17 protein-coding genes are annotated in these 19,800 nt (G+C 61.8%); 9 read left to right on the top strand and 8 right to left on the bottom strand.

Features of this window, described 5'->3' with window-relative positions; translation table 11 throughout:
- Positions 1-6: 6 nt before the first annotated feature.
- The 8 genes from IPM16_18600 to IPM16_18565 form a co-directional block, all read right to left on the bottom strand.
- Positions 7-351 (bottom strand): DUF3467 domain-containing protein, encoded by a 345-nt coding sequence (locus IPM16_18600; GenBank protein ID MBK9125112.1) that lies wholly within the window; start codon positions 349-351, stop codon positions 7-9.
- Between the two features lie 6 nt (positions 352-357).
- Positions 358-2,433, bottom strand: coding sequence for a hypothetical protein (locus tag IPM16_18595; GenBank protein ID MBK9125111.1), 2,076 nt, complete (start codon positions 2,431-2,433; stop codon positions 358-360).
- A gap of 120 nt (positions 2,434-2,553) precedes the next feature.
- Positions 2,554-3,384: an LLM class flavin-dependent oxidoreductase gene (locus IPM16_18590; protein ID MBK9125110.1), complete on the bottom strand. Its 831-nt coding sequence runs from the start codon at positions 3,382-3,384 to the stop codon at positions 2,554-2,556.
- 135 nt (positions 3,385-3,519) lie between these two features.
- Positions 3,520-4,611: a cellulase family glycosylhydrolase gene (locus tag IPM16_18585; GenBank protein ID MBK9125109.1), complete on the bottom strand. Its 1,092-nt coding sequence runs from the start codon at positions 4,609-4,611 to the stop codon at positions 3,520-3,522.
- Between the two features lie 13 nt (positions 4,612-4,624).
- Positions 4,625-5,521, bottom strand: a complete 897-nt coding sequence (locus IPM16_18580) for a carbohydrate ABC transporter permease (protein ID MBK9125108.1) — start codon at positions 5,519-5,521, stop codon at positions 4,625-4,627.
- Positions 5,522-5,524: 3 nt separating this feature from the next.
- On the bottom strand, positions 5,525-6,583 hold the full coding sequence (locus IPM16_18575) for a sugar ABC transporter permease (protein ID MBK9125107.1): 1,059 nt from the start codon (positions 6,581-6,583) through the stop codon (positions 5,525-5,527).
- A 222-nt stretch (positions 6,584-6,805) separates the two neighbouring features.
- Positions 6,806-8,167, bottom strand: a complete 1,362-nt coding sequence (locus IPM16_18570; GenBank protein MBK9125106.1) for an extracellular solute-binding protein — start codon at positions 8,165-8,167, stop codon at positions 6,806-6,808.
- 134 nt (positions 8,168-8,301) lie between these two features.
- On the bottom strand, positions 8,302-9,324 hold the full coding sequence (locus tag IPM16_18565) for an MBL fold metallo-hydrolase (protein ID MBK9125105.1): 1,023 nt from the start codon (positions 9,322-9,324) through the stop codon (positions 8,302-8,304).
- A 231-nt stretch (positions 9,325-9,555) separates the two neighbouring features.
- Here IPM16_18565 and IPM16_18560 point away from each other — a divergent pair, with 231 nt between their 5' ends.
- From IPM16_18560 to IPM16_18520, 9 genes are all read left to right on the top strand, one after another.
- Positions 9,556-10,875: an ABC transporter substrate-binding protein gene (locus IPM16_18560; GenBank protein ID MBK9125104.1), complete on the top strand. Its 1,320-nt coding sequence runs from the start codon at positions 9,556-9,558 to the stop codon at positions 10,873-10,875.
- Between the two features lie 114 nt (positions 10,876-10,989).
- Positions 10,990-11,223 (top strand): hypothetical protein, encoded by a 234-nt coding sequence (locus IPM16_18555; GenBank protein ID MBK9125103.1) that lies wholly within the window; start codon positions 10,990-10,992, stop codon positions 11,221-11,223.
- A 131-nt stretch (positions 11,224-11,354) separates the two neighbouring features.
- Positions 11,355-12,539 carry a sugar ABC transporter permease gene (locus IPM16_18550; protein MBK9125102.1) on the top strand — a complete coding sequence of 395 codons (1,185 nt, stop codon included), beginning with the start codon at positions 11,355-11,357 and terminating at the stop codon, positions 12,537-12,539.
- Entirely contained in the window at positions 12,536-13,426 is an 891-nt protein-coding gene (locus IPM16_18545; GenBank protein MBK9125101.1) for a carbohydrate ABC transporter permease, read from the top strand. Before IPM16_18550 ends, IPM16_18545 begins: the two co-directional genes overlap by 4 nt.
- 125 nt (positions 13,427-13,551) lie before the next feature.
- Complete coding sequence (locus IPM16_18540; GenBank protein MBK9125100.1) at positions 13,552-14,250, top strand: TetR/AcrR family transcriptional regulator; 699 nt, start codon at positions 13,552-13,554, stop codon at positions 14,248-14,250.
- Positions 14,243-15,193, top strand: coding sequence for an ABC transporter ATP-binding protein (locus IPM16_18535; protein MBK9125099.1), 951 nt, complete (start codon positions 14,243-14,245; stop codon positions 15,191-15,193). Before IPM16_18540 ends, IPM16_18535 begins: the two co-directional genes overlap by 8 nt.
- An 11-nt stretch (positions 15,194-15,204) precedes the next feature.
- The gene (locus IPM16_18530; protein ID MBK9125098.1) at positions 15,205-16,017 is read left to right on the top strand and encodes an ABC transporter permease subunit; all 813 of its coding nucleotides are present in this window, start codon (positions 15,205-15,207) and stop codon (positions 16,015-16,017) included.
- An 11-nt stretch (positions 16,018-16,028) separates the two neighbouring features.
- Complete coding sequence (locus IPM16_18525) at positions 16,029-16,838, top strand: ABC transporter permease subunit (protein ID MBK9125097.1); 810 nt, start codon at positions 16,029-16,031, stop codon at positions 16,836-16,838.
- Positions 16,839-17,016: 178 nt separating this feature from the next.
- The gene (locus IPM16_18520) at positions 17,017-19,695 is read left to right on the top strand and encodes a BMP family ABC transporter substrate-binding protein (protein ID MBK9125096.1); all 2,679 of its coding nucleotides are present in this window, start codon (positions 17,017-17,019) and stop codon (positions 19,693-19,695) included.
- Positions 19,696-19,800 lie beyond the last annotated feature (105 nt).

Below are 19,800 nucleotides of genomic sequence, written 5' to 3'. Positions count from 1 at the left end.
ATGCGCCTATTTGGGTTCGTCGGGTTCCGGGTTCTCGTTGCCGAGGTTGAACAACTGATCGGCCAGAGAAGGCGGACGCTGCGGCAGCGTTATTTCACCGTGCGTCTTCTCAAAATGCGCAATTCGGTCTTGCAGCGCGCGCAGCAGCAGCTTGGCATTGGCCGGTGTCATGGCGATCCGAGCGCGTACGCGCCCGCGCGGGTCGTTCGGCAGAATTTGCAGGAAGTCGAGGATGATCTCGCTGTGGGTCGAGTTAATGATCGCCGCGTTCGCGTATTCGGCGTTCAAGTCGGGCGGAAAGTCGATGCGCAGGCGATTAGCGCCGGTCGGGTTTTGAGGGTTAGCGGACATGCGGCCTCATTTCTGGATGACGAAGATACCGTTGCCGGATGCAACGTAGAGGAGTTGTTGGGCGGGGTTGCTCGCTACACCGCCCAAGGCGGTGAAAACCGTATCGTCGGACGCCTTGATGTTGGCATCAAACGTGCCGCCGAGCGTCATTTCGTGAATTGTTTGCGTGGCCGGGCTGGTGACATAGAAGGCGCGCCCGATCGGGTCTTCGTCGAGGGTCAGGGACGAGCCGTTGGACGGCTCTTGCCCGGGTGGAAAGCCACCAAGCCGGAATTCCTGAATCTGCGCGCGGAAATACTTGATCACCACACCGTCCGACCGCAAGATGAATACATTGCCGTCGCGGTCGATCTTGAAGTCCACGGCGAGTTGTAATGCCCCTTGATTGGCCCCGTCAAAGTACGGGTTGGCGATGCCGGAGTACGAACCGCCGGAGTTGTCGTAGCGCCAGATTTGGTTGACCGGCACGTCGAGCAGGTAGATGCGGTCGTCGCTGCCCCAGATCACCATCGCGCTCGGGTCGGTCCAGTTTTCGACCGAGCGGAGCTGCTCGGCCTCGCATTCCTGAACCTGCCTCCGCCGGCACTGCACCAGCACGCCGTTGGTGTCGAGCGCAAACAGCGAGTCGGTCGAGTTGGAGAAGCCGATGTCGATGAAGTCGCCGATGACGTACCCGTCGACATTCGCGCCACGGCTCATATCGAGGATCGGCGTCAGGCTGCGAGTCAGCGTCAGTCCGTCCTGCCCGAGCGTCGTCGTGTAAACGCGCTGACGGCTCGAATCGAGCACGTACAGGTCGAGGCCCTGCAGCAGGATCCGAGTGAAGGTCGCGTCGGGTAGGCTTTGCAGTAGGCGGGCGTCGCGCCGTGTCAGTTGATCGAGCGAGTCGATCACGCCCTGTGCTTCGCGCCGCACGCGGATCGAGTCTTCGTCGTCCGGACGCAGCGTCAAGCAGCGGTTCGCAACGCTGAGAACAGCCGACCACGCTGACCGCAAGCTTTCCGGGTTGCTGCTCGGTACGGTCCGCGCAATCTCAGTGAGGTTGGTTGCCTCGGCGTAGCATAATTCGAACTCGGATCGGCCCGTCCCGCCCAGCCACAATGCGACGACCAGCCCGACGACCAGCACCGGAATGAACACGGCGGCACCGGTCACGATGGACGATTGATACCAGCGTTTGCGTCCATCCGGGTCGGGGCCGAACGTCTTGTCGATCCCCGTGCTGACGATCCCCAGCGCGCGGCCGATCGCACCGGCGACGCTGCCGATCACACGCCAGATGCCGAGGAACACGAAGCCCAACCCGACCGAGGAGGTTTGACCCCGCCCGCCGGCCTCCGCGCCGCGCACCGCTTGCTGGACCGCCACGCTCGATTCGCCTTCCGGCACGGCGGGTGGGCTGGGCATTTCAGGCGGCACGAACTCGACCAACGTCAGCGTCAGGGTGAGCAGCGCGTTTTCTTTCATGCGCACGAGCGCGAGATCCAACCCCAACTCGCCAAGCGCCAGCGCGACACGCTCCGGGTTGAGTTCCAGCAGGTGACGGTCGGACAGCATCAGGCGGGTATTGGTCGCCACCTTATGCCGTGTCAACTTGATCTCCGGCATGTGCGAGGCGCCGAGCGCGGCGGGGACCTCATGCGGGAGGCTGTCAGGCAGCAGCGTAAGGACGCCCTCCACCCACAGCCCCGCCGCAGCCCCGCCGACGCGCGCGACGATGAGGTCTTCGCCGCGCAGCACCGCGCACGCCATGTCGGCGATGAACGGCTGACCGGGCTGCTGCCGGTTGTGGTCGTTCAGGTTCTGGTTCAGGTAGGTCAGGACTTCGCGTAAGGCCGCGGTCACGCTGCCGGCGCTCTCGAAGTACTTTTCGGCCGCAAGCTGCGCCATGTTCTCATAGAACGACGCTGGCGCGACATGCTGTCCTGCTGGCAGCACGAGCGCGAAGAACGTATCGACCTCGCGGCCGCGGGCCGCTTTGGCCGGGGCAACCTCGATGATTTGGCCGGGTGGGCTGGCGCTCACGGCGCGCCCACCGACGATATTCAAGTGCCCGACGAGGGCTTCGTACTCGAAAGCCATGAATTTCGGTCGCTCATGTGGTGCAAACGTACTGGACAGTCATTGTACAGCATGTGACGGGCGCCGTCAGCGCAGGGCGTCGACCGCGGCTTGGGGCTGGTACGCGGTAGCTAATGGCCTTCACCGAACCTGAGGGGGGCCCGCCTGCAGCCGTTCGATCGCCTCCGATTCGGATAGATCGAACATGGTCTCAATCCACCATGTCGCACCCGCCGCCTGCCATTCGGAGATCATGTCCTTCCGCTGAGTTGGCGCAAGATCGTTGGACTTGCCCTGCACGACGATGTCGAACGGGGATGTCAGCGTGCGCTGAGCTTGCACAAACGCGTGTACTTCACGCACATCGGCCGGCGTTACCTCCGCTGGCTGCCCCTCTGCATTTCGCTTTTCGAGCACGACCCCGTCGCATTTCAACACGCGCTGCATGGATTTTGGGTGCGGCCAGAGCCCGACCGCCCACAAAGGGATGCGCGGCTCCTGGATGGGCCGGGGCGGATAGTGCATCTCGTCCACCAGAGTGAGTTTGAGGTGGAAGTGCTTCCCCGCATAATCGAACGGTTTTCGTTGGTAGAGCAGCGTCAGAATGTCGATAGTCTCATCGAGCATCTCGGCGCGGGCACGCGTATCGGTGACCTCGTCGGGGAAACCCTGCCATCCCATCCATACAGCGCCGGCGCCCAGCCCCAGAATCAAGCGCCCGTCCGACAGTCGATCAAGTGCCACGGACTCACTGGCAAGTTTCCATGGACGGCGCAGCGGCACCGGGATGATCAGCGTGCCCAACCGGATCCGTTGCGTGACCATCGCCGCGGCGGCCAACGCAATCATCGGGTCTTCGCACCAGATCGCGTCGCCCAGAAAACAGCCATCCCATCCCGCCGCTTCGGCGGCTTGACAAAGCCTCGCGGTACTGCGCGCAGAGCTATAGGGCAGAGCCGCTCCAAACTTCATAGGTCACCTGCTTTCAACACAAGTTCGCACACCATGACGCCGACACCTCGTGCGTCGCGATCAGCCTCGCGAGACTCGGATTCTCGCTCGGTGTATAACCGCGCGCAACCGGCCAAAATACCAAGACACCCTCCGTCAGCGCACGGCGTCGACTGCCGCTTTGGGACGGTAATCCGCGCTCCACAATCCGAAGAAGTGTTCGGCGTTCAGCGCGCTCAAGCACGGCGCCGGGAAACACGTGACGTCCGGCGGGAAGTCGAACGCGGCCCACACCATCCACCCGAGCAGGCCGGCACGCTCGGCCGTGTCCAGCGCCGCCCCGAGGAGGCGTGCTTGTTCCGCCTCGCTGCGTTCGAACGTGCTGTAGCCGACCTCCTGCAGCAGGATCGGCAGGCCGGTTCGGGTGCGCAGCTCGCGAATCCGGCGCTCAAGGTCGGCCGCGTCCCACCAGTGATGGAAGCTGATGAAGTCGACGTAAGGCGCGGTGTCCTCGGCATGATACAGCCAGCCAGCGGTGACGAGATGTTCCGGCGCGTGATCTCGGACGATCGCGGCCGTTCCGCCCAGCCAATCCAGCACTGCGTCGCGCGGGAAGCGCCCGCCGAATGTGGCCTGACTGCCGTAGTCGATATCGCCCTCATTGCGCAGATCCCACGCGAGAATCGCGCGCTCGTCACGGTAGCGCTGTGCGAGGTAAGCGGTCTGCGCCCGCGTATGGGCGTGATCGTCGTAGAGGCGGTAATGGTCGAGGTCGGGCAGGTCGTGCAGGGTGAGGATCAACCGGAACCCGTGCTCGGCGGCCAACCGGATGAGCGCATCGAGCTTGAGCAGTCCCTGCGGCTCGGGAACTGCGCCGTCGGCCTCGCACTGAAATAGCGCCTCATGCCACAAGAACAATCGCAGGGTGTTGAAACCCGCGTCGGAGAGCAAGGCAAACTCGCGGCCGACTTCGTCAACGTCTGCCGTCAGGAAACGCCGCCACGGGAAGAGGGCCGGGTAGTAGTTCACGCCGCGCACGTCGTACGGCTCGCTGCTGACCGTGAATCGACCTTCGGTTAGCCGGACGAATTCCGCGGTTTGGCTGGGCATGTAATCCGGAACTTGCGCGAAAATTGCGGCACGCTCGACTGGGGTGCAGGATTGCAGGGGTGGCGCGCGCCATGGCTGCGATGCCGTCGTGATGAACACGGCGGCGAGCGCTATGACCGAAGCGACCCGCCGCCGCATGGTGTGTCCGATCCTATTTGTCCGTCGTGATCTGGAAGCCGCTCATGAACTGCTTCTGCAGGATGATGAACACGATCACCGGCGGGATGCTGGCGATCACCGCGCCGAGCATCAGCGGACCGTATTCGGTGGCCTGATCGCCGCCCAAGAGCGCGCGCAACCCCACCTGCACGACCTGAAAGTCGCCGCGCGTCATGATCAACTGCGGCCACAGGTACATGTTCCACGAATACACGAACTGGATCACGGCCAGCGCGCCGATGGTGTTCCAACTCATCGGAACCAGCACGCGCCACAGGAACTGCAGCGGATTGGCCCCATCCATCTGCGCCGCTTCGCTCAGCTCGGCCGGGATATTCGAGAAGTGCTGCCTGAACAGGAACGTACCCGTTGCGCTGGCAAGGAACGGCACGGCGACAGCTTGGAACGTCCCGCCCCATCCGAGGGTGCCGCTGACGTAGCGGAACAGACCGATCACCAGAATCTCGGTCGGCATCATCAGGGTGAGCAGCACGAACCCGAACACCAGCCATTTGCCTGGGAACCGAAAGTAAACGAACGCCAGACCCGAAAGCAGCGACAGGATGGTCTTGCCGACTGTGATTACGACTGACAGGGTCAGCGAATCCACCATGTATTTGCCCAGATTGCGGTTGACCATCACCCACTCGAGGTTGTCGGTGAAGGACGTGCCCGGAGCCAACACGAAGTTCGCAACCTGAGCGTTGTTCTGTGTGCTGACAAGCGCGGCGTACAGCAGCGGGAATCCCATGACGAGACAGGCGATCCACAAGATCAGGTGCGCATACCACCGTTCCGGGACGAACCGCTTCCATGCAGGCGGACCAGTTAGGGCGGTGGTCTGTTCACGCCCTTGCGATGTCGAGATGTGACGAGTCAGCTCTGCCATGGATCACTTCCCGTAGGTTACGCGTCGGCCGCTGGTTCGGAACTGAATCAGGGTGATAAGGATCACGATGCTGAACAGCACAAGCGATTGAGCCGCCGCAGTGCCGAGATCGAACTTCCTGAGTCCGTTGTCGACGATACGGTAGATCATCGTCGACGTCGCGCCGGCAGGCCCGCCGCTGGTCAAGAAGTCGATCGTGCCGTAGGTGTCGAAGAAGGCGTAGGTGATGTTGGTGATGATCAGGAAGAATGTGATCGGGGAAAGCATCGGGATGATCACACGGCGGAAGCGCTGCACGAAATTGGCACCGTCGATCGCCGCTGCTTCAACGAGGTCCATCGGCACGTTCTGTAGGCCGGCGATGTAAAACAAGATGTTGAATCCCATGGATTTCCATACGCTAGCTACGATGATCGTCCATGGCGCGATACTTGCGTTCTGAAGCCATTCGACAGGTGTTCCTCCGGCGGTGCGTATCAGGTGGTTCATGATGCCCGACGATGGATTGAAGACCAGGCTGAAAATGATACCGGCGACTGGCGGGCTGATGGCATACGGCCAGATGAGCAGTGTGCGGTAGATGCTTGCACCCCGTACGGGTTGATAGGCCACATACGCGATAAGCAGTGAAAGGACCAAGCCCAACACGACAGTGAAGAAAGCAATTAAGAACGTCGCGTACAGGGTTTGTCCATAGTTCTGACGCGGTTCGAGCAGTTTGGTGAAGTTATCGACACAGACGAACGCGGTGCGATCCGTGCCAAGCCGGGCCAGCAAGGTCGACAAACGAAGATTGTCAACGGCAGGAAGATAGAGGAACAACGCAAGAATTATCAACGTGGGGGCGAGCAGCGCAAACGGGATGAACGTCCCTTTGAACGTTCCAGCGCTGTGTTGTTCGCTGGTGAGCGAACCTAGGCCCTGACCCGAGCTGACGATCCGATGGACGATGGTCCCGATTGCGATGCCGATGACCATTCCTAACCCGATCAAGAGCACCCCAAACGCGGTGTCCGTGCTCGAGCGGTCGGCCTCGAACGTGCAGAAGTTCAGCGGAACCATAAAGAGCAGACCACCGATACCGCCGGAGAGGCCGCCGATGAGCGCGCCGGTGCCCGTGCCCGAACTGCGCAGCAGCCAACCCGCGCCGATCGCACCGGGGATTACTATGGTAAGGAGGACAATGAGTTCTGGCGGAAGCATACGTTCATTCCCAGCCTAAACAACCTCGGGGTGAGTTTGGCTCACCCCGAGGAAGATTTCAAATCGGACTATTCCGGCGACCTACTCGGTGACGTACAGGAAGTTGTACTCAGCGAGCGATTCGTCGGCCAGTTCCTTCGCTTCGTTCAACGCTTCGGTGACGTCGCGGTCGTTGACCAAGACTTCCTCAATTGCGGTCGTGAGGATGTCACGGATGGCCGGGAAGTTGCCGAAGATCGCGCCTGCAGTCGCGACGGTCTGCGCCGACCCATCGAGCTGCGCGCTGGCGACCAAGCTGTTGGGATTCTCTTCGTACCAGCCCTCGGCCTCGAGCAGCGCAATGCCCGCCTTAGTTACGGGGACATAGCCGGTCAGTTTGTGCCACGAGGCATCGTTTTCGGCGTTGGTCAGGTACAGCAGGAAGGTGAGCGCGCCGTCCTCGACCTCAGTCGACAGGCCGTTGCTCAGCCACAGCGTGCCGCCACCGATCAGGTTGCCGACGTACTCGACATCCTGATTGTGCGGGTAGAAGCTGGCGACGACCTCGAAACCTGCATCGCGGCCGGCGTTGGTCGCGTTCGAGGTGTCCGACGACGAGTAGATCAACATGGCGACCTGCTGCTGGATGAACAGGTTGTAGGTGCCGTTCCAGTCGCGCTGCACGCCGGTGTAGACGTAGTAGCCCTTGTTCTCGAGGTCTTTCCACCACTCGAGGTAGGCGATGCCGGCATCGCTGTTCAGGTACGTCTCGGTGGCACGGGCCTCACGGCCGTTGCCATTGTTGACCAGATCGGTGCCTTGCATGGCGACGGCCTGCTCGAAGAACCAGCCGTAGTTCGGCCACGTGATGCAGTTGGCGGGCGCGTTTTCCATCGCCATGATCTTCTCGCACGCGGCATCGACCTCAGCCCACGTGGTGGGGACGCTCTCGACGCCAGCGGCGTCCAGCATCGTCTTGTTGTTGAACATGATCGCCGACGAGGTGTTCCACGGGAACGACGTGAAGGTGCCGTCCAGCGTGTAGTAGTTGCGCACTGCGTCCACGAAGTTGTCGAAGTCTACCGGCAGGCCGTTGACTTCGGTGCGATCGCCGAAGGCCTCGGCGACGCTCTTGAACTGCGGGTTGCCCTCGAAACCGGCGTCGCGCGCGTTCTGCGTGCCGGCCTCGAAAAAGTGGATGATGGCCGGCTGAGTCCCTTGCTCGAACGCGAGGCTCGATGCGGAGAGCACCTCTTCATACGAGCGGTCGCCAACGACCACCACCTCATACTGCGGGAACAGTTCGTTGAATTCGGCAGCGACGCCCTGCGCCCACTCGAGACGGGCACCGCCAAACGCGATCCAGACCTGGATCTCGATCTTGTCTTGCGCCATGGCGGGTACGAATGCGACCAGCGCCATGATGACGGCCAACGCCGCCAAAAGCATACTTCTGCGAGACATTTGGAACTTTCTCCTTTGCAAACAAGCTAATGTCAGGTCTTCTTCCCGACGCTTCTCATTAGAGTGGAACGTCTTTAAGCCGACAGGCGTGCCAATGTTAAACGTCGGACCATTACATTTTACATTCCCTTAAACTACGACGCAACATATTTAAGGGCCGGGTTGTCCTCTGCTTCGACCTCGCGCAGGTTGGCGACCGAGAGCGCCCCGTGCTGATACAGGTACTCGATGTGCGCGCCGGCCTCTTCGACGGCGAGCAGGATGTTGTAGCCGTGCTTGTCCGGGTACATCGCCTGCGTGATCTGGTTGATCGTGACCGGTTCGCCGGCGTCGCGCACGATGTCCAGCACGCGGTTCAGCTTGCGGTCGTGGCTGGCGAGGATATCGGCGATGCGCTCGTGCAGGTTGTAGATCGGGTCTTCGTGCCCGCCCAGCGCGACACGGACCCCCTCCTGCTTGGCGACCTTGCGCAGCGCCTCGCGGTAGTGGCCGAGGCCGGTGTAATGCGTGATGCTTTCCGGCGCTTGATGCGGGGTGGTGTGGCTCAATACGTGATCGGCGCTGATGAGGATGTCGCCGATGCGGATGCACACCTGACCGGGGCAGTGGCCGGGCGCGTGGATGAACGTCATACCGTCGATCGGCTCGTCTTCGTCCAGATGGAACGCGACCGGCACAGACCGGACATGCCGCTTGGCAAACCCGTACATTTCGATCAGGTTCTGGCGTGTGTCTGGCTCGATCCCGGCGCGCTCGAGGTACACGCGCAGATCTTTCGTGGCGATCACGACGCGCTCTTCGTAATTGGTCAGCACGCGCCGATCCAGCTCGTGGACGCCCACCGCCGCGTCAGTCAGCTCGGCGATGTTGGCGACGCCGCCGAAGTGGTCGATGTGGCCGTGCGTGATGAAGATGCGTTCGATGTCCGCCGGTGCAAACGGCACACGAAACTCATCTGCGATGGCGTTCAAGCCTTCGATAAGGTGTTTGTCGCTGTCGGGGAATCCGCTCCCGCAGTCGATCAGGGTCGGCACGCCCTGACCGAGCAGCAGGTAGCTGTACGCGACAAAGCCGTTTGGAAACACGACCATCGGAATACGAAACAGTTCGGCGTCGGTGTCGGCGGTGAAGCGTTCAAGCGCGGGCAGTGCGGTCATGAGGGCGCCCCGGCATGGCGATGTGTGAATAAGACTCTCAAGACACTAATTTAGCGCCAGAGCGCTGCCTCGCGCCAATTCGTGCAAGTCGCACAAAACTAGGTGCCTTCGCTTGACGGTGATTTTGCCGAGGGGTACAGTCTGTAACGTCACCACAGGCGACACGGCATCGTGTTGCGCCGTGTTTCCTCCGTGACAGTCAAATCGGAATAAGTGAGGAGAGTTCGTATTATGGTACGCAAATCGCTAGGTTTGCTCCTCGTGATGGCCGTTGTGATGTCGCTTGGCGTCGCGTCGGTCAGCGCGCAGGACATGATGATGGAATGCCCGGAAGGCGACGCGGACATTGTGATCGCCGCGGGTGCCGTTGGTATTGAGTATGAGGTTGTGCAGGCGCAGGCCGAACGCTACATGGGCATGTGCCCGAATGTCAACATCTCGCTGCTGGAGACCCCGGATCTGGCAACGGACCGCCTCGGTCTGTACCAGCAGTATTGGGAAGCACAGACCCCGGATGTCGACATCTATCAGGTGGACGTGATTTGGGCCGGTATCATCGCCCCGCACGTTGTGGACCTGCTCGAGTACGTGCCTGATGGCTATCTCGACGAATTCTTCCCGGCCATGGTCGCCGGCCAGAACATCGGCGGCGCGCAGGTTGCCATTCCGTGGTTCACCGACGCGGCCGGCCTGTACTATCGCACCGACCTGCTTGAGAAGTACAGCCTCGAAGTTCCGACCACCTGGGACGAACTGACGGCGGCTGCGCAGACCATTCAGGATGGCGAGCGCGCTGAAGGCAACGCCGACTTTGCCGGTTACGTCTGGCAGGGTAACGCCTACGAAGGTCTGACCTGTGATGCGCACGAGTGGCTCGTCAGCGAGACCGGTGGATCCTTCATTTCGCCTGAAGGTGAAGTGAACGTGAACAACGACGCGTTCGTTGCGGCGCTGGAGCGCGCGGCCGGTTGGGTCGGCGGTATCAGCCCCGAGGGCGTGACCACCTACGGTGAAGAGGACAGCCGCGCGGTTTGGCAGGCGGGCAACGCTGCCTTCATGCGTAACTGGCCGTACGCCTACGGTCTGGGCAATGGTGAAGACAGCGCCGTCGCCGGCCTGTTCGACTACGCCCCGCTGCCGGTTGGCGCCACCGGTTCGCCGGCGGCCTGCCTCGGTGGCTGGCAGCTCGCGGTCAGCAAGTACAGCGATAACCCGGCTGCTGCCGCGTCGGTCGCCATCTTCATGGCCTCCTACGATGAGCAGAAGATCCGCGCGCTGAGCCCGCAGGGTGCCAACCCGACTATCCCGGCCCTCTACGAGGATCCGGAACTGATCGATGCCAACCCGCTGTTCAGCCGCATGGGCCCCATCTTGGCGAGCGCTTACCCGCGTCCGTCGGGCTTCACCGCTGCGCGCTACAACGACGCATCGACCCTCTTCTTCAGCGCTGTCCATGGCGTTCTGACCGGTGAGGTCGATGCCGTGACCGCGATGGAAGACCTCGAGCTTGATCTGCAGGATCTGGTCGACGAGATCATGGCCAGCATGTAGATCTGACTGCTCGCGCATGCTGCATAAGGCGGCCTGCGCCTGCAACCTTGTCTCTGCAGGGGAGGGCATCGCTCGATGCCTTCCCCTGTCTGTTTCATGGAAACGAGGGAGTTTATGGCTTATTCATCGACAGCTCGGGTCAGAGCAAGTATAGGGACGCAGGTTTATCTGATCACGGGCCTGATGCTCCTTCTTGGGGTCGGCGCCCTCTGGCTGTTCGTTACCGGCATTACCGGTGCGCTGATGGAGCGCGCCGCTGGCGAAGATTTCGGCACCACGCTGCTGCGCTACCTCAATCAAAACGGTATCATTCTCCCCTCATCGAGCTTGGCCTCGGCCTGTACCTGATTCGGCTGGGCGCGCGCTTCCTGCGTGGCGACGTACGCGCCGCGTTGTGGGTTCGGCAGCTGCTGCTCTGGGGTGTCGTTGCGTCCACGGTCTTCGTCGTCCAAAGCATCGGCAGCGCGCTTACGACTCAGATGGCGGCCACCGAGGCGTTTCTGATCCCGGTCATCGGCGTGATCCTCGCGCTGACACTGACCTACGCCTACCTGTGGATCGGCAGCAATATCGAGAAGTTCGAAGGTCAAGAAACCCTTGCAGAGTCGAGTTCGCGGTTTGCGTGGAATCTGTTGGTCCCGACCCTCTTGGTGCTCGTCTTCGTCGCGCTGAGGCCGTTGGAAAAGACCTTCATCGCCAGCTTGACCGATCAGCGGTTTGCCGCCGGCGCCGGCGCCGAAGTGAATTTTGTCGGCCTAGACAACTACGCCGAACTCCTTGGCGTTCGCTGGGACATTATTCAGTGCACGACGGATGAAACCGGCGCCTGCGCGTTAAATGAGGACGGCGCGACTGTCTTTCCACGGGCGCGCGACGCGCTGGACGAGACTTACCGCGATCTCCGTTACCGCGAGATTTCGACATGGCTGACGCTCGGCGGATCGAAGCTGATCTTCAGCGCACGCGATACCGACTTCATCGGGTCGATCGGCAACACGCTCACGTTCACGGTCGTCTCAGTGACGATCGAGCTGATCCTCGGCATCTTCATTGCCATGGTGATCAACTCGAAATTCACTGGCCGTGGTCTGATGCGCGCAGCAATGCTCGTGCCATGGGCTATCCCGACGGTGGTCTCGGCAAAGCTGTGGACGGTGATCCTGCGCGACAATTCGTCCGGGGTGCTGAACGCGGGCATCAACCTGATGCAGCGGACGCTCGGCCTACCCGAAGAATCGGTCGCGTGGCTCGCGCGGCCTGAAACGCAGATTTTGGCGATGATCGCGATCGACGTCTGGAAGACGACGCCGTTCATGGCGCTGATCCTGCTCGCCGGTCTGCAAACTATCCCGTCCGACATCTACGAGGCGGCCGATGTTGACGGAGCAAACCGCATCACCCAGTTCTTGAGGCTGACGCTTCCGCTCCTTCGCCCGACGATCGCCGTCGCACTGGTATTCCGCACGCTCGACGCAGTCAGGGTGTTCGACGTGTTCCAAGTCGTCCTCGCCCAAAAGCAGTATTCGATGGCGACGTACAACTACTACACGCTCACGAATAGTCAGGAGTTGGGCTACGCCTCGGCTGTCGGGGTGGTGATCTTCGTGATTATCCTGCTCTTTACCGTCGCGTACGTTCGGATTTTGGGGGTGAGTGCAGAATGACAACCGTGACCGCTACCCAATCCCCAACCTCAGGCAACCAGCAGTCCGGTCAGGGATGGCGCATTGCCCGCCGCGTCGGCTTTTGGTTCATCATCGTCCTGATCTTGTTCTACACGTTGTTCCCGTTCTATTGGGCATTCAACACGTCGCTCAAGAACGAGAACGAAGTATTCGCAACGGCCTATCTGTTCTCTCAGAACCCGTCGCTGCGCAACTACGAATCGGTGTTCCAGAACGAACGATTCGTGCGCGGCTTGTTCAACTCGACGCTAGTGGCCGGCGGCAGCACGATCCTTGCGCTGGGCGTTGGCTCGTTCGCCGCGTACGCGCTCGGTCGCCTGCAGTTCCGCGGCCGCTTGCTGATGCTGTACGCCGTGCTGGCTATGACGATGTTCCCGCAAATCTCGATCCTGTCGGGTTTGTTCAGCATCGTGCGAGACCTCGGGTTGTTCGGCTCGTTAGGCTCGCTGGTGGTGACGTATCCATTGATCACGCTGCCGTTCACGGTTTGGACGCTGACGACCTTCTTCAAAGGTTTGCCGTCCGAGCTTGAACAGGCGGCGTTGGTGGACGGCGCCACCGGCTTCCAGACGTTTTACATGATCCTGCTGCCGTTGACCGCGCCAGCACTCGTCACGACTGGTCTGCTCTCATTCATCAGCGCATGGAACGAATACCTGTTCGCGTTGACGTTTACGACGATCAATCCGTCGGCCCAGACAGTGCCGGTGGCGATCGCGCTTTTCAGCGGACAGGTGCAGCGTCAAGACCCGATTGCCGAGGTCATGGCGGCTTCGGTAATCGTGACCATTCCTTTGATCGTGCTCGTGCTGTACTTCCAGCGCCGCATCGTGGAAGGTTTGACGGCAGGCGCCGTGAAGGGCTAGGCCCGGGACGGACATCTGCGTAATCGTCGCTCAGGCCCCCAGAGATTGGGGGCCTTTTCGATTCTCGTTTGCAGTACATTTGACCAGAATGACGATTTTGGTCATACGGTCATGAGAGGGACGTTTTGAGCGACGAACGACGCGATCGAATACTGAACGCCGCCCGCGAGCTGCTGCTTCACTACGGGTACGACAAGACCACCGTAAGCGACATCGCGCAGGCGGCCGGAATCAGCAAAGGTGCGATCTATCTGCACTTTCCGAGCAAGGACGCGCTCGTCGAAGCGCTGCTGTGGCACGATGCCGAGCGCGCCCAGCACGAAATCGCGCGAAGGCTCGAAGCGGATCCGAACAGCGGGTCGTTCACCAGTCTCTATGCCCACTCGCTGCGCGTGGCGATGGAAATGCCGCTGCTGCGCGCCGTATACGGCAACCGTCAGCGCGTCTTCGGCGACCTGTTCAAACGGTTGGCGCCGCGCTTCAGCAATCAGGCTATGCGCGACGCGGCCGTCGATTTCATCCGCAAGTATCAGGCGTTGGGCTTGATCCGCGCGGACATCGACGCCAAAGTCGCAGCCTACATGCTGTCGTACATGCGCTATGGGCTGTTGACCGTCGAAGACGTCATTCCACCGGGCGACGCACCGCCCATCGACGCGGTGTTCGAACTGCTTATCGACGTGCTCGACCGGGGGTTTGCAACATCCGGCGGCGATACTGCCGCCGGTAGATCGGCGTTCATTTCGTTCACTTCGGATGCGATGAATGCGGTGCAGTCGCAGAAGCAACCTGCGACCGTGGAGGAAGAGGAAAACCATGAATAACAACAATCGTTCAGCAAGGACCGACACACCCGTGATTCAGGCCCGCGGGTTGTCAAAAGCGTACGGCCGGGGCGGCCCGCTGGCGCTCAGCCGGCTCGATCTCGACGTCCATCAGGGCGAAATCTTTGGCTACCTCGGGCCTAACGGCGCGGGCAAGTCGACGACAATCCGCATCCTCATGGACCTGATCCGCCCGACCGGCGGCACGGCCACGATCTTCGGCAAGGATGTGCGCGAGCATGCCGTCGAAATTCACCAGCGCGTCGGCTTCATGCCGGGCGAATTGAGCTTGTGGCCGGGCCACACCGGCCGCGACATCGTAGCGTACTTCAGCAAGGTACGTGGCAACGTCAATCCCAACGTCGTCAAGCAGATCACGGAACGCCTCAGCCTTGACCTGTCGCTGCGCGTCCGCGAGTACTCCAGCGGTAACAAGCGCAAGCTGGGCCTCCTGCTGGCAACGATGCACGAACCCGAGCTGCTCATCCTCGACGAGCCGACCAGTGGCCTCGATCCGCTGATGCAGCAGATTTTCAATGACATGATGCGCGAAGCCCGTGCGGCAGGCCGGACCGTGTTCCTGTCGTCGCATGTGTTGAGCGAGGTGCAGGCCATCTGCGACCGCGTGGCGATCCTGCGCGGCGGTGTGCTGCAAGCCGTCGAGACGATCGAGAAGCTGACTCGGGCCGACTTCCAGTGGGTGACGATCACCTTCCGCGAGCCGGTCAGCCCGTCGCACTTCGAGGGCAAGAACGGCATCACGGATGTCACCGCCGACGGAGCAAGCCTGCGCATGCGTGTGGTCGGGGACTTTGACGCGGTTATCCGCGCCATTGGCAGCGACTACGTGGTGAGCATGAAGGTGGCCGAGCCGACGCTGGAAGAGATCTTCCTCGCGTACTACGGCGAGAAGCCTGCCGTCCATCCGGTTGCCGTGTCGTAGGAGGTGTGTCGATGAGATGGGAAGTGTTCAAACACACGCTGCGGCGCGGGCTGCGTCCGGCACTGATCTGGGGCGTGGTGACGGCGGTCTTCGCCAACTACGTCATTCTGCTGACCCCGGACATGGAAGGACTGCAGGGTTTCATCGCCTTGTTCGAAGCCATGCCGCGGGTCATCCTGCAAGCGTTCGGCATCACCGACATCAACGTGATGGCGACGCCGGAAGGGTTCGTCGGGTTCGCGTTCTTCACCTATGCCTCGATCCTGCTGGCGATCTATGCCGTCAACGCCGGCATGAGCGTCACGGCGAACGATGAAGAGAAGGGCATCATGAACATGGTGCTGACTCTGCCGGTATCGCGTGGGGTGGTCGTCGTGGAGAAGGTACTGGCGCAGACAATCCTGGCGGCACTGGTCTGTGCCATCGGCTTCGCCGGGTTCTTCGCCGGTACGCGGATTAACCCGGTCGTCTCCGGTTTCGATCTGGGGCGGTCGGCTGAGGCGTTCGCTGCGCTGTGGGCGCTGATCGTTGCGGTCATGGGCATCACGGTGCTGTGCGGCGTGGTCATTCGCCGGCGCGGCATCGCCGAGGCTGTAGTGGCGGGCTATCTCGGCGTGAGCTATGTGGCGTATACGCTCGGCGCGATGGCTGGCGACCAGCTTGGGCCGGTGCTTGAGCGAATCTCGGTGTTTTCGTACTACGACGGCGGCGACATCATCCTCAACGGGTTGAACGTCATCGCACCGTTGGTGATGATCGCAATTGGCGCGGTGCTCGTCTGGATTTCGGTCCAGCTCTACGAACGCCGTGACATCAGCGGCTAGGAGGCAGAACGATGCGTGGATCAAATTTTCTGGAAACGCTGCGCCGTGAATGGCGTTCGGTCCTGCTATGGTCGCTTGGCTTCTTCGGCTATGGCATGCTCACGGTGGGCATCTTGCCGGACGCCGAAGGCATGCAGCAAATGAGCGAGGCGCTGGGCGCGGTGCCCAACTTCGTCTGGCAGATGATCGGCATTCAAGACGTATCGGTGCTGGCGACGGTGAGCGGGTTCATCTCGTTCCGCTTCTTCCTGACGGCATCAGTGCTGCTCGCGGTGTGGGCGGTCATCTCCGGCATGAATGTAACGCTGAACGAAGAAGTGAACGGCATCTCCAACATGGTGTTCAGCCTGCCGGCATCACGCACGCGTGTGATCGTCGAGAAGCTGGCGGCTTACGTGCCCATGGCGGTGATCATCCCGGTCAGCGGGCTTCTTGGCCTCGTGATCGGTATGGCGCTCAACACGCAGGCGACGACGGACGTCACGCCGCTGGTGCTCTCGACATTTGCGATGGTCCCGGTCGCCGTCCTGATCGTGTGCTTCACAGCGTTTGTCGCGTCGGTGATGCCGCGCAAGGCATGGGTTGCCGCGATCTCGGGCGGGTTTGTCGCCGTGAGCTTCTTCCTGAACTCGATCGGCGGCATGCTCCGCTCCGACCTCGGTACGGCGATGCAGCAGTTCTCGGTGTTTCACCACTCGGACGCGAGCCGCGTGCTGTTGAACGGGTTCCCGCTGATCGCCGCGACCGTGACGCTGATCGTCGCCGTCGCACTGGTCGCCGCGAGTACACGGGTGTTCACACGCCGCGATTTGGCCGGGTAACGCACGTCGAATCGTCCGAACATCGCTATACGAGTTGCACAGCCCCGGGAGACGTGATGGACTTCCGGGGCGACTCTTTTGTGCGAAGTGTCGCAAGGCGGTTGCAAGTGCACTGAAAACTGTTACGATTTACTCTGCGCTGACAATCTCAAACTTTTGCGCATTTTCAGGAGGAAGTATGAAGCGATTCGTGACGATCGTAACGCTGCTGCTTGTGGCGTCGTTCGCCCTTGCCGCATGTGCAACCGGTACCGAAGAGGCCGGCACTGCCACCCAGTCGGCCATCATGGCGACCGCCGACGCACAGGCGACCGAAGCGGCAGCAGCACAGGCGGCTCTGCAAGCCACCGCAGACGCGGTGACGGCGGAAGCTGCTCAGGCACTGGCGGATGCGCAGGCAACGGCGGATGCGGCAGCGACCACTGCGGCCGAAATGCCGACCGATGTGCCGACCGTTGTCCCGCCCACCGAGGAACCCACGGAAGTTCCGACCGAGGAACCCACCGAGGTCCCGACAGAAGTCCCGACGGACGTTCCCACCGAGGTTCCGCCGACGGATGTCCCGACCGAGGTTCCCCCCACCGACGTTCCGACCGTAGACCCGGCGATCGCTCAGGCGACGACCGAGGCCCGTCAGGCACGCGCGACGCAGCGTGCCGAAGCGGCTGCTGCGGCGACCGAGGCTGCTCAGCCGACCGAAGAACCGACGGCCGAACCCACAGAGGAACCGACGGCTGAACCGACCGCCGTGCCGACTGAGGAACCGACGGCCGAACCCACCGAAGCTCCGACCGAAGAAGCTTCAACCGGTGTGCCGTCCACAGTCTGTTTGGTCACCGATCTGGGCCGCGTGAACGACGGTACCTTCAACACGTATGCCTACGAAGGCATGCTGCGCGCTGAGGCTGACTTCACACTGACGACGCGCTACATCGAAACGCAGTCGCAGGCCGATTACGAGGCCAACATCAACACCTGCCTCGATGAAGGCTTCGACATCGTTGTGACCGTCGGGTTCCTGATTACCGGTGCAACTGCGGCTGCAGCGGAAGCCAATCCGAGCGTGTACTTTATCGGCGTAGATCAGTTCCACGAAACGGCCCTGCCGAATCTGGTCGGCATTCAGTTCCGTGAGGATCAGGCGGGCTACTTGGCTGGCGTCATGGCCGCGCTGATGACCGAGACCAATAAGGTCGGCGGCGTGTACGGCATCGACATCCCGCCGGTGCGCAAATTCCGCAACGGCTTTGAGCAGGGTGCGAAGTCGGTCAATCCCGACATCGAACTGTTCGGCGTCTACATCCCCGACTTCCTTGCCCCGCAGTTGGGTGCAGAAGCCGCGGACGCGATGGTCAGTGAAGAAGGTGTCGACGTGGTGTTTGGTGCGGGCGGCCCGACCGGTTCGGGCGGCATTGTGCAAGCTGCCGGGCTTGGCGCATGGGTCATCGGCGTCGACCAGGACGAGTACATCACGACGTTCGGTAACGGCGAAGCACCCAACGCGGACAAGATCATCACCAGCGCCATGAAGCGCGTCGATCAGGGCGTTTACGACATGATCGGTGTGCTGGTCGGCGGCGGCAGCTTCCCCGAAGGCTCGCTGTACCTGATGGACGCGGCAGTCAACGGTGTCGGATTCGCGCCGGCGCACGATGCCCCGGTGCCCGAGGAAGTGACCGCGCAGGTTCAGGCGGTTCTCGATGGCCTGACTTCCGGTGAGATCGAGACCGGCGTCGACCCGGTCACCGGCGACCTGCTGAACGCAGCGCCTGTTGAGGAAGCTACCGAAGAGACCCCGGCTGAAGAGCCGACGGCGGCACCGACCGAAGAGCCGACAGCCGAGCCGACGGAAGAAGCCGCAGCTGAACCGACCGCGGCTCCTGCGCCGGGCGAGACCGCCTCGACCGTCTGCTTAGTGACGGACATCGGCCGGATCAACGATGGCACGTTCAACACGTACGCGTATGATGGGATGCTGCGCGCAGAGGCCGACCTCGGCCTTTCGACGCGCTTCATCGAGACTCAGGCGCAGGCCGACTACGAGGCCAATATCAACACCTGTCTCGATGAAGGTTTCGACATCATCGTCACGGTCGGCTTCCTGATCACCGGCGCGACCGCGACCGCCGCTGAAACACATCCAGATGTGTACTTCATCGGTGTCGACCAGTTCTACGATACGGCGCTGCCGAATCTGGTCGGGATCCAGTTCCGCGAAGATCAGGCTGGCTATCTGGCTGGGGCGATGGCTGCGCTAATGACCGAGAGCGGCAAGGTTGGCGGCGTGTACGGCATCGACATTCCGCCGGTTCGCAAGTTCCGCAACGGTTTTGAGCAGGGCGCTAAGTCGATCAACCCTGATATCGAACTGTTCGGTGTGTACATCCCCGACTTCCTCGCCCCGCAGTTGGGCGCGGAAGCCGCGGACGCGATGGTCAGTGAAGAAGGCGTCGACGTGATCTTCGGTGCGGGCGGCCCGACCGGCTCGGGCGCGATCGTGCAGGCAGCGGCGCTCGGCGCATGGGTCATCGGCGTCGATCAGGACGAGTACATCACGACATTCGGTGATGGTGAAGCGCCCAACGCGGACAAGATCATCTCTAGCGCCATGAAGCGCGTTGATCAAGGTGTGTACGACATGATCACCGCGGTGGTCAACGGCACCGGTTTCGCAGAGAACTCGCTGTACCTGATGGATGCCTCGATCAACGGTGTCGGCTTCGCGCCCGCGCATGACGCCCCGGTGCCTGAGGACGTAACCGCGCAGGTGCAGGCCATCCTCGACGGCATGGCCGCGGGCGAGATCGAGACCGGCGTCGACCCGGTCACCGGCGACCTGCTGGAGGCGACCGAGTAACCTGCGGTCTGCTAGCAGCACCCGGTAAGTCAAGCTAAACTATGGCGAGCCTGTGTCTTCGAGACGCGGGCTCGCTGTATGTTTGTTTACAGAGGTCTTTGGAGG

Source organism: Candidatus Flexicrinis affinis (assembly GCA_016716525.1).
Lineage (GTDB): Bacteria > Chloroflexota > Anaerolineae > Aggregatilineales > Phototrophicaceae > Flexicrinis > Flexicrinis affinis.
This window is presented reverse-complemented; position numbering and strand designations above follow the sequence as displayed.

Bases quoted from the DNA above. Each gene is read 5' to 3' on its own strand.
- IPM16_18595 (MBK9125111.1), bottom strand. From the start codon at position 2,433: ATGGCTTTCGAGTACGAAGCCCTCGTCGGGCACTTGAATATCGTCGGT.
- IPM16_18550 (MBK9125102.1), top strand. From the start codon at position 11,355: ATGGCGGCCACCGAGGCGTTTCTGATCCCGGTCATCGGCGTGATCCTC.
- IPM16_18545 (MBK9125101.1), top strand. From the start codon at position 12,536: ATGACAACCGTGACCGCTACCCAATCCCCAACCTCAGGCAACCAGCAG.
- IPM16_18555 (MBK9125103.1), top strand. From the start codon at position 10,990: ATGGCTTATTCATCGACAGCTCGGGTCAGAGCAAGTATAGGGACGCAG.
- IPM16_18575 (MBK9125107.1), bottom strand. From the start codon at position 6,583: ATGGTTCCGCTGAACTTCTGCACGTTCGAGGCCGACCGCTCGAGCACG.
- IPM16_18590 (MBK9125110.1), bottom strand. From the start codon at position 3,384: ATGAAGTTTGGAGCGGCTCTGCCCTATAGCTCTGCGCGCAGTACCGCG.
- IPM16_18585 (MBK9125109.1), bottom strand. From the start codon at position 4,611: ATGCGGCGGCGGGTCGCTTCGGTCATAGCGCTCGCCGCCGTGTTCATC.
- IPM16_18535 (MBK9125099.1), top strand. From the start codon at position 14,243: ATGAATAACAACAATCGTTCAGCAAGGACCGACACACCCGTGATTCAG.
- IPM16_18600 (MBK9125112.1), bottom strand. From the start codon at position 351: ATGTCCGCTAACCCTCAAAACCCGACCGGCGCTAATCGCCTGCGCATC.
- IPM16_18580 (MBK9125108.1), bottom strand. From the start codon at position 5,521: ATGGCAGAGCTGACTCGTCACATCTCGACATCGCAAGGGCGTGAACAG.
- IPM16_18530 (MBK9125098.1), top strand. From the start codon at position 15,205: ATGAGATGGGAAGTGTTCAAACACACGCTGCGGCGCGGGCTGCGTCCG.
- IPM16_18520 (MBK9125096.1), top strand. From the start codon at position 17,017: ATGAAGCGATTCGTGACGATCGTAACGCTGCTGCTTGTGGCGTCGTTC.
- IPM16_18525 (MBK9125097.1), top strand. From the start codon at position 16,029: ATGCGTGGATCAAATTTTCTGGAAACGCTGCGCCGTGAATGGCGTTCG.
- IPM16_18570 (MBK9125106.1), bottom strand. From the start codon at position 8,167: ATGTCTCGCAGAAGTATGCTTTTGGCGGCGTTGGCCGTCATCATGGCG.
- IPM16_18565 (MBK9125105.1), bottom strand. From the start codon at position 9,324: ATGACCGCACTGCCCGCGCTTGAACGCTTCACCGCCGACACCGACGCC.
- IPM16_18560 (MBK9125104.1), top strand. From the start codon at position 9,556: ATGGTACGCAAATCGCTAGGTTTGCTCCTCGTGATGGCCGTTGTGATG.